The sequence below is a fragment of the Paenibacillus xylanexedens genome (genome assembly GCF_001908275.1).
In the GTDB taxonomy this organism is placed as follows: Bacteria; Bacillota; Bacilli; order Paenibacillales; family Paenibacillaceae; genus Paenibacillus; species Paenibacillus xylanexedens_A.
Genome location: NZ_CP018620.1, coordinates 4,035,976 through 4,051,073, shown reverse-complemented (window position 1 = coordinate 4,051,073; position 15,098 = coordinate 4,035,976). Strand labels below are relative to the sequence as shown.

The 15,098-nt window shown below is 43.7% G+C and carries 15 protein-coding genes and 1 riboswitch; of the genes, 1 reads left to right on the top strand and 14 read right to left on the bottom strand.

What is annotated here, in order from left to right:
* Positions 1-31: 31 nt before the first annotated feature.
* The 8 genes from BS614_RS17995 to BS614_RS17960 form a co-directional block, all read right to left on the bottom strand.
* A complete protein-coding gene (locus tag BS614_RS17995; RefSeq protein ID WP_074094971.1) occupies positions 32-724 on the bottom strand; it encodes a hypothetical protein in 693 nt (230 codons plus the stop codon).
* 104 nt (positions 725-828) lie between these two features.
* A complete protein-coding gene (locus tag BS614_RS17990) occupies positions 829-1,179 on the bottom strand; it encodes an MmcQ/YjbR family DNA-binding protein (protein WP_074094970.1) in 351 nt (116 codons plus the stop codon).
* A 142-nt stretch (positions 1,180-1,321) separates the two neighbouring features.
* Positions 1,322-2,728 (bottom strand): DEAD/DEAH box helicase, encoded by a 1,407-nt coding sequence (locus BS614_RS17985; protein ID WP_036670815.1) that lies wholly within the window; start codon positions 2,726-2,728, stop codon positions 1,322-1,324.
* A 116-nt stretch (positions 2,729-2,844) separates the two neighbouring features.
* The gene (locus tag BS614_RS17980) at positions 2,845-3,159 is read right to left on the bottom strand and encodes a DMT family transporter (protein ID WP_036670814.1); all 315 of its coding nucleotides are present in this window, start codon (positions 3,157-3,159) and stop codon (positions 2,845-2,847) included.
* Entirely contained in the window at positions 3,159-3,497 is a 339-nt protein-coding gene (locus BS614_RS17975; protein WP_036608190.1) for a DMT family transporter, read from the bottom strand. Before BS614_RS17975 ends, BS614_RS17980 begins: the two co-directional genes overlap by 1 nt.
* Positions 3,498-3,598: 101 nt before the next feature.
* A riboswitch (guanidine-I (ykkC/yxkD leader) is annotated at positions 3,599-3,699 on the bottom strand.
* A gap of 70 nt (positions 3,700-3,769) precedes the next feature.
* On the bottom strand, positions 3,770-4,399 hold the full coding sequence (locus BS614_RS17970) for a pentapeptide repeat-containing protein (protein ID WP_074094969.1): 630 nt from the start codon (positions 4,397-4,399) through the stop codon (positions 3,770-3,772).
* The gene (locus tag BS614_RS17965; protein WP_074094968.1) at positions 4,396-5,175 is read right to left on the bottom strand and encodes a class I SAM-dependent methyltransferase; all 780 of its coding nucleotides are present in this window, start codon (positions 5,173-5,175) and stop codon (positions 4,396-4,398) included. The genes BS614_RS17970 and BS614_RS17965 overlap by 4 nt, the downstream gene beginning before the upstream one ends.
* 134 nt (positions 5,176-5,309) lie before the next feature.
* Entirely contained in the window at positions 5,310-6,296 is a 987-nt protein-coding gene (locus BS614_RS17960; RefSeq protein ID WP_074094967.1) for an aldo/keto reductase, read from the bottom strand.
* A 371-nt stretch (positions 6,297-6,667) separates the two neighbouring features.
* On the opposite strand from BS614_RS17960, the gene BS614_RS17955 reads away from it, so the two are divergent.
* Entirely contained in the window at positions 6,668-7,585 is a 918-nt protein-coding gene (locus tag BS614_RS17955; RefSeq protein ID WP_074094966.1) for an AraC family transcriptional regulator, read from the top strand.
* 179 nt (positions 7,586-7,764) lie between these two features.
* Here the strand turns inward: BS614_RS17955 and BS614_RS17950 are convergent, their stop codons facing one another.
* The 6 genes from BS614_RS17950 to BS614_RS17925 all read right to left on the bottom strand — a co-directional run bounded on the left by BS614_RS17950 (position 7,765) and on the right by BS614_RS17925 (position 14,885).
* Positions 7,765-8,844: a threonine aldolase family protein gene (locus BS614_RS17950; RefSeq protein WP_074094965.1), complete on the bottom strand. Its 1,080-nt coding sequence runs from the start codon at positions 8,842-8,844 to the stop codon at positions 7,765-7,767.
* Positions 8,841-9,263, bottom strand: a complete 423-nt coding sequence (locus tag BS614_RS17945; protein ID WP_036670809.1) for a MarR family winged helix-turn-helix transcriptional regulator — start codon at positions 9,261-9,263, stop codon at positions 8,841-8,843. Before BS614_RS17945 ends, BS614_RS17950 begins: the two co-directional genes overlap by 4 nt.
* Before the next feature lie 237 nt (positions 9,264-9,500).
* Positions 9,501-11,219: an ABC transporter ATP-binding protein gene (locus tag BS614_RS17940; protein ID WP_036670808.1), complete on the bottom strand. Its 1,719-nt coding sequence runs from the start codon at positions 11,217-11,219 to the stop codon at positions 9,501-9,503.
* Between the two features lie 2 nt (positions 11,220-11,221).
* Complete coding sequence (locus BS614_RS17935; RefSeq protein WP_244898153.1) at positions 11,222-11,590, bottom strand: hypothetical protein; 369 nt, start codon at positions 11,588-11,590, stop codon at positions 11,222-11,224.
* Positions 11,591-11,765: 175 nt separating this feature from the next.
* Positions 11,766-12,707 (bottom strand): alpha/beta hydrolase, encoded by a 942-nt coding sequence (locus BS614_RS17930; protein ID WP_074094964.1) that lies wholly within the window; start codon positions 12,705-12,707, stop codon positions 11,766-11,768.
* A gap of 57 nt (positions 12,708-12,764) precedes the next feature.
* Positions 12,765-14,885 (bottom strand): serine hydrolase domain-containing protein, encoded by a 2,121-nt coding sequence (locus tag BS614_RS17925; protein ID WP_074094963.1) that lies wholly within the window; start codon positions 14,883-14,885, stop codon positions 12,765-12,767.
* Positions 14,886-15,098: the final 213 nt, after the last annotated feature.

Below are 15,098 nucleotides of genomic sequence, written 5' to 3'. Positions count from 1 at the left end.
AATTAGCTTCCCCTGCTCTTGATCTTCAATGTTAGTATTCAGTGCCAGGAGATCGATTTGGATCCGAGATTGTTTCCTTTTTTTTGTGGAACATCATCCAGACCCCCATCAAACAAAATAAAACGCTGCAACCCATGCCAAACAAGCTACTGGTTTTTAATGCAAGAGGTGAGCCTTGCATGGTAAGTAATGTCGCTTGGGTCACCACGATGGATACCATCGCATCGGTGAAGTTAATCATTTTCAATGTAGATATGATCGGGTTATGGAGATGACGGTTAGCCCAGGTACCATACACGGCAAAAACCAGCTTGGTAAAAGCGACTGTAGATACGATATACACGATGTTACCCTCATATATGAAGGCATCGCCGATTAGATACATTCGCAGGCAGACCATCGAATAGGACACGCCTAGTAAACACAGGAACAGACCTCCGCGCTTATATACCGTAAGCTCTAATCTATATCTTTCTTCGGGAGAGTCCATTCTCTTGGTAACTGTATATTTATGGAGCACTTGTCCTTTTGCCACACACAGAATCAGATAATATACAGCATTTATAATGAACCATCCCGAAAGCAGATATATGCCCAGGATTAACTTGCCTATCCCGGTTACAGCATTGATAACAAGGGATGCCACATTAAACAAGGCCGTTCGATCTTGTTTATTTCCAAGGTAATGGAACCAAATAGACTTCAAATATGTCTTCATTTTCATAGGATATTCATTCTGTTAGAGAAGCAGACCATTAGCCTTTTACCTACCTCTTAAATGTCAATAACATGATGAATGAGGTGTAGAGAAAGTGGTATACGTTCTCCTCATTCGGCCAAAGATTCCCGAACGCTTTTTGGAAGGGATTTAATAACCATATCATAAGAGTGATCGATCATGACGTAGACATCCTCATCGGACAAGGAACCATCCAGCGTAATGGTATTCCAGTGTTTTTTGTTCATATGATACCCCGGTTGAACCGCTTCATGCTGCTCTCTCAGGTTCTCTGCAATAATGGGATCACATTTTAAGTTCAAGCGACAGTTCTCTTTGTTTTCAAAAATAAGCGCAAACATCTTACCCGCAACCTTAATCGCGACTGGATCAGGCCCAAATGGATAATCCTTGGTCGCACCTTTCTTCTTCAAACTGTATTCAATCATCGTATCCTTCAAGTCAGTACCTCCCTTTCACCAATGGACGATATAATGATACCGAATGTAAGTTCGTATGTAAATAAGCTCGTTGCACATAAAAGCACATAATAAAACCTCCTCCAAATGAATGGAGAAGGTTTTATCTGGATTTATTTAGATCTTAATTGGCTCTATCATTCCTAGTTTTGCTGCTGCGGCTGAATGAGCCATGGTTAGATTTACTGCTACTGCTGTTTGATCTACTGCTATTGGGTCTACCGTCGTTTGAACGACTACTGTTTGATTTACCACTCTTGGCAAACCATTCGGATTTGGGCTTGCGTGCCGGGTTAGCTTTGGACTTCGCCGGTTTGCCTGCAGCCGATTTGTTGAACGAAGGTTTACTGCCTGATGCTTTGCTGGTTTTTTCAAACACAGGTACACCTGTCATTGGATACGGATGACCTTTCACTTCAGGAATCGTCTTTTTGATTACTTTCTCGATATCCTTCAGGAATGGAAGTTCATCCTTCTCGCAGAACGATATGGCCATCCCGCTTTTGCCAGCTCGCCCTGTACGTCCAATACGGTGAACATACGTTTCCGGAATGTTAGGCAGGTTAAAGTTAATGACATGTGAAAGTTCCTCTACGTCAATTCCTCTTGCCGCGATGTCCGTCGCAACTAATACACGTGTTGCACCACTCTTGAAGTTGTTCAGTGCCCGTTGTCTCTCGTTCTGAGACTTGTTGCCATGAATAGCCTGTGCCGTAACATTCGCTTTGGCCAAATCACGTGTAACCCGGTCAGCGCCGCGCTTCGTGCGTGTGAACACCAATGCCGTGACGATGGATTTATCCTCCAAAATTTGGTTTAACATATGTTGCTTCTTGCCGTTCTCCAGCAAATATATAGATTGTTCAATGCGGTCTACCGTTGAAGATACCGGTGTGATTTCTACTTTGACTGGATCAACCAGCAGGGTTTTAACCATTTTGGTGATTTCAGGAGGCATCGTAGCTGAGAAGAACAGCGTCTGCTTTTTGTTCGGCATTTTGGCAATGATTCTTTTCACGTCATGAATGAAGCCCATGTCTAACATCCGGTCTGCTTCATCCAGAACAAGAATCTCAACCATCTTCAGATCAATACGTTTCTGGTTAATCAGATCGTTCAATCTACCAGGTGTCGCGATAATAATATCTGCACCTTGATTCAGCGCACGCTCTTGCACTTTTTGCGAAACGCCGCCAACGATTGCCGTACAACGAATGTCCGTATACCGGCTATATACCTTGATGTTATCCGCGATCTGAATAGCCAATTCTCGTGTTGGTGTCAAAATTAATGAGCGAATATGTCGTGCGGACTTCGATCCTTGCCCTTTGGATCTTTCGCTTAATAATTGAATGATCGGCACCGAAAATGCTGCCGTCTTGCCTGTTCCTGTCTGTGCACATCCCAGCAGGTCTCTGCCAGCTAATACAGCTGGAATGGCCTGTTCCTGTATAGGGGTAGGATTAGTATAGTTTGCTTTGCTTAACCCTTCCATAATAGAGGGGATAATATTTAAGTCCTTAAATGTCATGTTGTCTCCTTCATTTACGCACATCTATCAATAAGACGCATCTTTTATTTCACACGTAACGTATAAGGATACCATTAAAAACGCAATCTGTAAATCATCTTTTTACTTTCAATTTTTCAACTGACCAATTTAAGACCAACTGCCGATCCGAGCACCATAGCGATAAACAGAATTCGTAGGGCATTTCGAGGTTCTCCATAAAACACCATGCCCAGAATGGCACCACCGGAGGCTCCGATTCCCGTCCATACGGCATATGCTGTCCCCATCGGAAGAGTTTCCATTGCAATGGACAGGAACAGGAAGCTTAAACCAAACCCTCCTACCAATAGAACCAGTGAAATGAGATTACGGTCTTTGTGCAACTTGTTTATCATAAGCACTCCGATCATCTCAAATATACCTGCCAAGATAAGAAATACCCAGTTCATTATAGCTGCACCTCCTTATTCTTCTCTTTGCTCAGCATTTTAAGACCAATTACGCCGAGTAAAAGTACACCAATGAGTACCATTTTTCCGGTTTGAACAGTCGCATTAAACAGAACAATCTCTGCAAGTACCGTACCAGCGGTACCCAGGCCAACAAATACTGCATACACGGTTCCCACAGGCAGTGTCCGCGAAGCTGCAATCATTAAGGAGAAACTAATGATAATTGCAACCAACGTAAACCCCCACTCCAGCAGACCACTGGCATGTTTCAATCCAATGACCCAACCCACTTCAAACAAAGCAGCAATCACAACCGACATCCACGTTTTATTCATCCCTGTAACACTCCTTCTCTACTACATTTTTTGTACAACCCGTAAGGTTCATTAGCGTAAAAACAAAAAAAGCCCGGGAAACAAACTGCATGTAGCAGTTCATCTCCCAGGCTTTTATCCCTCCGTGGCACAACCAACTGGTTGCGGGTTTTCTCTCGGACCAGACCGACATATCCATCGCGGAACCCTAGAAAACCTGTTTTTATTCTAATGTGACTCCAATTATACACACTTCCACTATCTTGGCAACCCCATAAATGTGATCATGCCCTTTATTTGATAATCAAACCCATTAATCCTACAAATGTAGCGGCTTGATGTGGTGAAATCACACAACCGTTGAGATCTTCCATGGTCAGCACCAAGGAGTCAAATTCGCAATCGCTAAGATCCAAATCCTTCATTTTGGTCCCCGTTAAGGAAGCTTGGTCGATGTTACATTGAATGAACTCCATTTTTTGCAGTGCCAGATAGGCAAAGTCCGCACCAATCAAGGTACTTTCCGAGAAGGAGACCTGTTTCAGATGGGCAAAACGGAAATTGCTGTAGTCGCCTAGACCATGAAGGAAACTGACATTTTGCAATCGGCTATTGGAAAAATCCGTTCCGACAAACTTGCAATTATGCCATTCGATCCGATGCATGAAGGCACTAGAGAGATTGACATTGGAGAAGTCACAGTGTTCGAACCGAACATCGGTGAATTCAAATTGTTCCAAGGCAGACTCCGAGATGGTCACATGTCTAAATACAACATTTTCAAAGGAAACCTTACTCGCTTCCTGTTGATCCAATGTAATGTTCTCGATCAGTTTGTGTTTGTACTCCACTTTGGATTCCAGGAATGCAATCGTTTCTGGTTCGAGCAACTGCTCCTGTATCTTGGGTTTGTCCATTTTCATATCGTATTCCCCGATTCCTTAATAGCTACAACTCGCAGTCGGCTTCTGTCCAGATACCACTGTCCATCCCGCATCAGTAGTGGCTGTACTTTTTTCTCAACTGCTTCCATAATAACATCCTGTTCCGCAGGTGTGATACCACTGAATAAATACTCCGCGAAGCTGGTCAACCACTTTCTGGCACCTGGCTTGAACGGGGTAAATTGATCAACGTGCTGGGTCAGACTAACTCGAAATCCGTGTTGCTCCAGAAGATTAGCATATTCTCCAATGGTCGGGTGATACCACGGATTCCGTCCTTCCCATTTGTATCCACGGGCATCCAATTCTTCCTGTACCGCTGTAATTAATATAGCCGTGTTACCATTTGCAGCAAACTCAGCCACGAATCGCCCGCCCGTCTTGAGCGCTAACTGTATTGATTGTACTACATCTGGAGCATCCTTTATCCAATGCAGAACGGCATGAGAGAAAACCGCATCAAACGGTTCTTCTGCTCGATAATGACAAGCATTTGCTACTTGAATATTCATATCAGGGTATTTCTGTTTAGCTTGCCTAATCGTCTCTTCTGAAAAATCTATACCTGTTGGCAGCGCTCCTGCGGCTGCAATTTTGGCTGTCAGATCCCCATTGCCACAACCCACATCAAGAATACGTTCACCTTGGGATGGCTGGAGCAAGGATAAGATAGGTGTTTCCTGAAACGTAGTAAAAGGAGTGGAATGACCACTCCACGATTCGTTCGTTTGACCGGATGAATGTCCGTTATTCATAGATTATAATCTCCTTTTTTAATTAAGGATCTAATATATCTATAATAACTTTAATGTAAGGGAACTGTCAATTCACTCATCAGATCACTATAAAAAAAGCCGCCGAATGGCGACTTTAACATTAAGAATTCGGATCAACTGAGATTGCCTGTTACTGGATGCGGTACATACGCTTCTTCGAGGAAACCGATCTCTTCCACAGTCAGCTTTACTGTAAGGGCTGCTATTGCATCCTCCAGATGGTGAATTTTGGTCGCGCCGATAATTGGTGCGGTTACTGCCTCTTGGTGCAACAACCAGGCCAGAGCGACCTGAGCACGCGGAATCTCCCGTTGCTCAGCTACTTTCAAGACTCGCTCCACCACTTGACGATCAGCATCAACCATTGCATTCTCATAGAATGCCTTCCCGGCAGGGTCAATTCCTGAACGCGCAGTCTGTTCATTCCAATCCCTTGTCAGACGTCCTTTGGCAAGAGGACTCCACGGAATAACGCCAACGCCTTCTTCCTGACATAATGGCAGCATTTCACGCTCTTCTTCGCGATACAACAGGTTATAATGGTTCTGCATGGAGATGAATTTTGTCCATCCATGACGCTCAGCTGTATATTGGGCTTTCATGAACTGCCAGGCGTACATCGAAGAAGCACCAATGTATCTGACCTTTCCGGCCTTAACTACATCATGAAGAGCTTCCATGGTTTCCTCAATAGGAGTTGTATTATCCCATCGATGGATCTGATACAGGTCTACGTAATCTGTGCCCAAACGCATAAGACTGTTGTCGATTTCGTTCATAATGGCTTTTCTGGACAGCCCCGCCCCGTTGGGTCCTTCATTCATGCGGAAAAACAATTTGGTCGCCAGCACAATCTCATCCCGACGGGCAAAATCCTTCAATGCACGTCCAACAATTTCCTCACTGGTTCCATCCGAATAGATATTGGCAGTATCGAAGAAATTAATACCAGCATCCAATGCTTTCTGGATGAACGGTCGACTCTGCTCTTCATTCAGGGACCATGGAGCCATTCCGCGTTCCGGTACACCGTAACTCATGCAACCTAGACATAATCTGGAGACATCCAGACCGGTACGTCCTAATTTCACATATTCCATATTTCACACTCTCCTTGAATTTGTTCTGTAAACTGATGTTGTCTCGACCTCTTCGGTAACTAGCTCTAACCAGCATTTGAAGTATATCTCTCGATGTACGGAATTTTCTTCGAACTTGATCTGTGATTCGAGCCTGTCAATCAAAATTTGCCTCACATGGTTTGATAACCACTTCATCACCTTGTTCACCCAACTTTTCAAATAAACTTTAATCGCTTGGCTCTGTTAACATACTCTTAGTATGCCGAGTCATGGACTGCAAGCGGTATATCAATCGTCTTAATTGATTGCCTGATCCTCTCAGGCCCCCTTTTGGTTCTGTACGGTAAGCTTTATAATGTATGTAGGTTAAATCCGTGAGGAGGATACGTATGACCGAAGAATTATTTCAACCAAAACAGGAATTGAGTGACCTGATTAAACGCCATTCCCACCATAACGGTGCAATGGAAACAGCGATTCCTTCCTTGTTTGTCTATCACCATTCCAAGATTAGTGAACCGGCATACAGAGTATATAAACCTTCATTTTGTGTGATTGTTCAAGGGTTGAAAGAAGTATTGCTCGCACAGGAGCGTTATGAATACGGACCTTCCAATTACCTGATTGCTTCCATGAATCTCCCGGTCATCGGGCAGATTATCAAGGCATCCGCCGATGCACCCTATTTAAGTCTCAAGCTCGAATTCACACCGAACCAAATTCTCGAAGTACTTAACGAATGCAATATCAAGGTAACATTCAACGAAAACGCCAGACGAGCCATGTTTGTAGGTCAGATGGAATCGTCCATTCAGGACGCTGTAGTCCGACTTGTTCGATTGCTGGATACGCCGGGAGAGATTCCGTTTCTGGCTCCGTTGTACGTTAAAGAAATCCTGTTCCGCCTCCTTCAAGGACCTTACGGAGGAGAACTGGCGCAGATTGCGGTTGAAGGTAGCAGCACTTATCGGATCAGAGAAGCGATTGAGTACATCGTTCATCATTGGGAACAGCCATTTCGCATTGAAGATCTGGCTGAGACCGCCAGCATGAGCGTCTCTTCATTCCATCGTCACTTCAAAGAGATCACAGCTATGAGCCCATTACAATTCCAGAAACAATTAAGATTACAGGAAGCCCGGCGACTTCTGATGGCCGAATCTGCTGACGCGGCAGATGTAGCGTTCCGGGTTGGTTACGAGAGTGCTTCTCAATTTAGCCGCGAATATGCACGCATGTTCGGTGCGCCGCCAAGAGCCGATATCCGACGGCTGAAAGAGAAATATGACATGGCCTTGAGTGAGTAACCGAGTATTCACTCTCTATCTCACAACTATTACACAAAAGGCAAAGCGAAAAAGGACAACCACAATGAGTTGTCCTTTTTTCAGTATCAGAATTCTGCGTAATTGCTTTTGGAATTTTTCTAAATACTCGTATTTATGAGAAGGAAATCTGAGCTGTTCTCCTTACTTTTTGAACAAGATTAGACCAATGCTTCGACCCGTTCTGGCACGTGGATTTCTTCGTGCAATAATTGAGTGATATCACGAGTCAGTGCATCCACATTCTCTTGACGAGTTGCCCAGCTGGTGCAGAACCGTACCGCACTGTGTGTACCGTCAACCTTTTCCCAGAAGGTGAACGTATAACCGCTGCGTAATTTCTCAAGCAAACGATCCGGCAGAATCGGAAACTGCTGGTTGGTTGGTGAATCGTACAGGAAGCGTACCCCCTGCTGTTCAAGTGAGTCATGAATTCTCAAGGCCATATCTACGGCATGGCGAGAAATATCGAGGTACAGACCATCTTCGAACAACGTTTCGAATTGGATACCCAGCAATCTGCCTTTGGCAAGCAAGCCACCTTTTTGTTTGATCATATAACGAAAATCCGGTTTCAGTGTATCATTCAGGATAACAACCGCCTCTCCCATCAATGCGCCAATCTTGGTTCCCCCGATGTAAAATACATCACACAAGCGTGCAAGGTCAGCAAGTGTCATATCGCAATCTCGGGAGGCAAGTGCATATCCAAGGCGTGCTCCATCCACGAAAAATGGAAGACCACATGCTCTGCTCACTGTATGCAATGCTTGCAGTTCTGCCTTGCTGTACATCGTTCCATTCTCCGTTGGTTGGGATATGTAGACCATTCCTGGTTGAACACAGTGTTCCGGCGACGACTCATTCATGTGCGCATCGTAGACGGCTCTAACCTGCTCAGGCGTGATCTTTCCGTCCTCGCTTGGAACTGTGAGTACCTTATGTCCCGTAGCTTCAATAGCTCCCGTCTCATGAACCGCAATGTGTCCCGATGTCGCTGCAATTACACCTTGATATGGACGCAAAATAGATGCAATCACCGTTGTATTTGTCTGTGTGCCACCAACCAGGAAATGAACATCAGCTTGCTCATTGTCACAGGCCTGACGAATAAGCATTCTCGCCCGTTCACAATGCTCATCCGTGCCATACCCGCTCGTCTGTTCCATATTGGTTTCCATCAATCTTTGTAAAATTCGTTCATGCGCACCTTCGTTATAATCACATTCAAATCGTATCATCGTGTGGTCTCTCCTGCCTTCTTGTTCAACTTCTCTTGTATGTTCATCATGGAGGTGTATACCTCTTGAATCTCTTCTTCATTCAATTCTTGCATCAACTTCAGGATCTGTTGATCGGATCGATCATTCAATTGGGCATACAGTTCCTCACCCTTGGCTGTCAGACGAATCAGACTGACCCGGCTGTCGGCAGCAGAATCCACTTTCACCAACAGTCCTTCCTTGGACAGCTTGTTTACAATTCGGCTCATATAACTGCGATCAATGGTCAGTGTATCTACCAGATTGTTCGCAATGCTCTCTCCCCGAATTCCAATCTCAATAATGACCCGTACTTCTGCAAACGAGTATCCTGTTCCAAGAATATGCTTATCAAGTACACCAAGAATGTTGGTATAAAAACGGTTAAAACGTCGCATGTCAGCGAGTATATCTGGATTTATGTATCGAGAGTCGATGTCAAACCCTCCTTTTTAGTGGACATTGTCAACATTATAATAATCACGTTAGTGGACGTTGTCAACATTATATTTTGCTTAGCATTTGATAACCTCATTATTAACATCCAAACAGAAAAAAGCCACGCATATGCGCGGCAAGGTTGTTCTGTCATCGGAGTGACGAGTGTAATTATTTTTTTGTTCAATTTACATGGATTAAGAGTGACTATACTGCACCTGATGAAGACGGCTGTATATCCCTCCAGCGGCGACCAATTCCTCATGGTTGCCCTGCTCAGCGATGCCATCTGTGTTCACTACGATAATTCGATCTGCATTCTTGATAGTTGTCAGTCTGTGTGCAATCACAAGTGTAGTTCTGCCCACCGACAATTCAGCGAGTGATTGTTGGATCAGTGCTTCCGTTTCCGTATCCAGCGCAGACGTTGCCTCATCCAGAATAAGAATGGGTGGATTTTTCAAGAACATACGAGCAATAGATAACCGTTGCTTCTGTCCTCCGGATAGCTTGACTCCACGCTCGCCAATGACAGTATCCATACCATCCGGCAACGTGAGAATCAATTCCTCCAATGAGGCACGACGGGCTGCATCCCAGATTTGTTCATCCGTTGCACTCAGATCACCATAAGCAATATTCTCCTTAATGGTACCCGAAAACAAAAATACATCCTGTTGAACGATTCCGATATGCTTGCGTAAGGATTGAAGCTTAACGTTACGAATGTCGACGCCATCTACAGTGATACGTCCCTCTTCTACCTCATAGAATCGTGGCAGCAGGCTACAGATCGTCGTCTTGCCTGCACCCGACGGACCAACAAAAGCAACCGTTTCCCCTGGTCGAACAGACAGACTGATATCACTTAGAATACGCCGACTGGATTCATATCCGAACGAGACGTTCTCGAAGCGAATATCACCTTTCACACTTTCGAATTCAACGGCGTTTTTGCTATCCGCAATCTCAGGTTCTGTATCAATGATCTCCAGATAACGCTTGAAACCAGCAATGCCCTTTGGATAACTTTCTATGACGGCATTGATTTTCTCAATCGGGCGGAAGAAGATATTAGACAGGAGCAGGAAGGCCATAAAGTCACCCATATTGATTCTGCCATCAATATAAAACCAAGCCCCGCTGATCATGACAAACACCGTAACCAGTCGCATCATCATATAACTCACCGAGATACTTTTCGCCATCGTTTTGTAGGCAAGCAGTTTGGTTTTACGAAAATTCTGATTGTCCACTGCAAAAAGTTCTTTCTCATGTTCTTCGTTGGCGAACGATTGCACAACACGCATACCACCGACGTTGTCTTCAATACGCGCATTGAAATTGCCGACGTCTCCGAAAAGTCGCCGATACGTCTTTGTCATGCGACCACCAAATACGATAATGACCCAAGCCATAATTGGGATAATGATAAAGGTAAGCAGCGCTAGCTCAAGATTAATGTTAGCCATCAGCCAGAACGATCCGATTAATGTCATCACTGCGATGAATACATCTTCAGGTCCATGGTGAGCAACCTCGCCGATATCATTCAGATCATTCGTAAGATGACCAATTAAGTGGCCTGTTTTACGATTATCGAAGAAACGGAAGGAAAGCTTCTGCAAGTGAGCGAACATCTTCTCACGCATGTTGGTCTCAATGTTAATGCCCAGCATATGTCCCCAATATGTAACTACATAGTTCAATACAGTATTAAGTGCATAGATGGATAACAGCACAACACAGGCAAGCATAATGAGAGGCCAATCCTGACCTGGCAACAATTCATTAATGAATTTGCTGACGGCAAGGGGGAAAGCCAACTCCAGAAGACCTGCGAGTACAGCGCATCCAAAATCAATCAAAAACAGTTTTTTATAGGGACGATAATACGAAAAAAACCGACGAATCATACTTATTCACTCTCCAGATCCTTATTGGGGTTTACATCTTCATTTTGCAGCTCGAAAAGATGGATATACTCGTCGATGACCTGATCAATAGCTTTTAACTCCCCACTGATCACCGGGCGAATATGTTCATACTCCTCCTGTCCAAGTTGTCGGACAAGCGTTGTTCTCCGATTCTGCATTTGTTCCAGAAATACAAGAATTCGGCCGCGACGGAATGTTTGCGCACCACGGCCCCGTTTTCCCTCATGTTCACCATGACCTCTTCCACGTCTGGAACGTTCTCCACGCTGCTCATTGTCACTCATATCACGACTCGGACGCTCACCCTGACGTACACTTCCATCCATCTCTTCGATACGACGATCTCTCATTTGTGCCACCCCCATTACGTGTATACATATGTATACAACATATTCATGTATACGATTGTATACGCGACAAAAAGAAGTGTCAACCTAAATTTTCCAATAGATAACGAAGTATGTATATTCACCATCTCCTCAACAGAAAAAAGCCGCGATTTCGCGACTTCTTTTGTTGGCGACACTATTTTATCTCACTCATAAACTTTCTATATTCTTGAACCATTTCTTTGGATCGGGTGTGATGCAAATAATGTTCTCCCTCAAATGTCATCACTTTTCCATGCACAGAATCTTTGACTTGCTCTTCATGCAAGGGTATCCACCCTTCCGTTTCGGTATCATTTGCTTGTAAGAAGAAAATCACAGGAAGATCTTTGGGGAAGGACAGGTGCTCAGCTACTTTGAAATTAGGACCAAAGTTTTCACCTTCATTCAGGTTGTTCGGATTAAACGTATTTTTGAGTGAAAGTATTCTAATTTGTTCTCTGGTCTCATCATCAACATCGGGTGCAATCAGTTGATCAGGGGCCAGTTTCATTAACAATCGGTAGAATCCTGATTTTTTAAGCAGTTTGTACGTTTCGGTTGGAAATGGATCATCATTACCTCCCTGCGTTGGGACACTGCTCTCAATTCCGACAAATGAACTTACTTCGTTTGGATATTTGTTCACATAATCCAGGCCGTATATCCCTGAAATGGAGTGAGCCATGAGCGTGTAATTATGAATACCAAGTTGCTGTAACGCTTCATGAATTTCACTAACCATATTTTCCGTAGTACGCTCTTTTTCAGTAATGTCACTTAATCCATAACCAAAAGGTTCAATGACAACAACTTTGTAAAATGGAGATAGCTCATCGATAAGCGGTTTGAAATCAAGGGCTGGGGCAGGTGTTCCGTATCCAGGAAGCAATACCACCGTTTCTTTGCCTTCTCCTTGAATCAACACATTCATGTTTTTCCCGTCAACTGCTACAAACTGACCATAGGGTTTTATTTTCCCTTCTTCCGATTTGTTGCTAAATACATTAACAATAAAAACAGTGGCAAGAAATAATGCAAAAGCGATAACGATGGCTCCGAATATTTTGAGCAAAATGATTAATATTTTTTTCATCATGATGTTTTTCTCCTGTTGAGTTCGATTGTTGTACAGCCGTTTAAGACTCTATTGATTTTACTTTCTTAATGAAATTTCAAATGAAGAACCAGCCTCACCTGCAAATACAATACGACCGTTTTCTGGTAAAACAACTTCATTTTTACCGCTGACCACACTATGATTAATACAAATTCCGGTCTGATCATAGACGGCAAAGGCTCCCTTTGCAGGCAACTTCACTGTCATGACTTTCCCTTTCGCAGTGGCTGGTACCGAAAACCATTTGGCATATCCATCTGCTTGAATGGTTGTTGCGGATCGTTTACCCGAATAGATTGGTTTCACCATTTCCTCACTAGCGTATACATAACCTGAAAATGTAAGATACTCTCCTCCGTTCTTTTTGGAGAAATGAATGTCCATCGTATCACGTCCGGCAGTACCCGGAATCTGCAATTGATTGGCTGCTTCGTTGGCTCCAATAATCTTATGATTGGACATATACCCTGGATTCTCTTTATTCAACTGAATAGGCAGGATCGATGTAGCATTAAGATAGAGCATTGATGTGTATTTCTCATTCACCAGATAATATTTTTTACCATCACGCTTTGCCCATGCGGCGTTAATCTCCTTGGATAATTTATTGGCTTCAAGCTTCTCTCCGTTATATTCTGAGAAAGCCAGCTGTCCGAGTCCTGGAACGGATATATAAGATCGTGACCACAAGTAGGTTTTCCCATTTTTCTCCACAACGAATTTCAACTTGTCTGTACCTTCGTTATTAACAAAAGTACCATCTGCTGTATAGGTGTATTCTTGAGCCGGATTACTCGGAGCAGTAAGTGAAGATACGGTCATTTGTCCAGCTTTATTTGTTTTGATCTTCATAACTGAATTATTGCCACCATATATACCTGCAAACTTGGAGACTTCCTTAGGCATATTGGCCTTCACAGGGACGCCAAATGATTTTTCTGGCTTCCGTTCTGTAATGATGTCCTTTTCCTCAAGTGCGCTGAGTAATAATTCATTCGCAATGAAATTATTGGTTAAGCTTGACCCGCCTGAAGAGATAACGGCTGCAGCCATATTGTGTTCCGGGAGTACCACTAATGAGGACTGATAAGATAAAGTATCTCCACCTTTCATAACGGCCTTAATGCCGTATTCGTTGAATGGGAACAAGTTCACACTATCCCACCCCAACCCGTAAGACATCAGCGTATCGCTAACCTCTGGCCACATGCCTCTTTTATACTCTTCTTGCGCCATAGCTTCTACAGACTTACTGGAAAGAATACCATCAACTTCTCCCGTGAAGATTCTTGAAAATTTGACCAGATCTTCAGCGGTGGAATACAGACCTCCAGTACCGATGATATTATAATTCTCTTTTGGAAGTGGTCCCTCATAAAAAGGGGAATAGATTGCCGCCATGTCTGACGGATTAACCACATCCTGTGGTGTTTTGGTGTGTTTCATATCCAAAGGCTCCGTGAAATACTTGTGTATAAATGCGGTATAACCGATGCCGCTCACTCTTTCGACCAGAATCTCGGCTAACGTAAAGCCATCGTTGCTGTAGACTGAGTATTCGCCGGGATCTGCTTTCAGGTTTTGATTCGCCAATTGCTCCAGAAACGTATCATATGAATACGTGTCATTATCTCCGTACAATGTGGCATTGCTGGTTGAGGTGCCCAGAAGACCGGAGGAATGATTCAGCAACATACGGGGTGTGATCTGTTTGTATCGGTTATCTTTCATTTTAAAGTCAAGCATATAGTTCACAACAGGCGCATCCAAATCAATCTTGCCTTCGTCAACCAGCTTCATTACAGCAGCTGTAAGCATCATTTTACTGGTCGAACCAATGCCATAGACGGTGTTCGAAGTAAGAGCTACCTTGTCGTTTATATCGTTTTTGCCCGTTTGACCGGACACCAGAATCTCTCCACCATCGATCAGTGCATATTGCAGACTCGTCGTACCGTACGTCTCGGTCAGTAATTTAGCTTTTTCGATCACAGCTTTCTTTGTTGTCTCATACGTATGGTTGCTGTTATTCATGGCAGCCGGTGCGGCCATTACAGATAGCGGGGCTAACATGGTTAACAGTAGCGTTAAAGCTACAATTGAAGTTCTTTTTTTGACTGTTCTCTTGACCACGTTTATTTTCTCTTGTTGTATCATTTGCATCTTCTCCATCTGTATCTCTTTATTAGAGTATCTTTTTTGGTGCTAAAATAAGCTTAACTAATGTAAATGGACTCTTCGTGACGTCTACATGAACCGAATATGAACAGGCAAAATAATTTAAGTACATGATGATATACGATCCGCGATCAATTTAGTGCGTATCGGAAAACTTGTTTAATAGAGATAATGCTTAGATTAGCGGCGTTG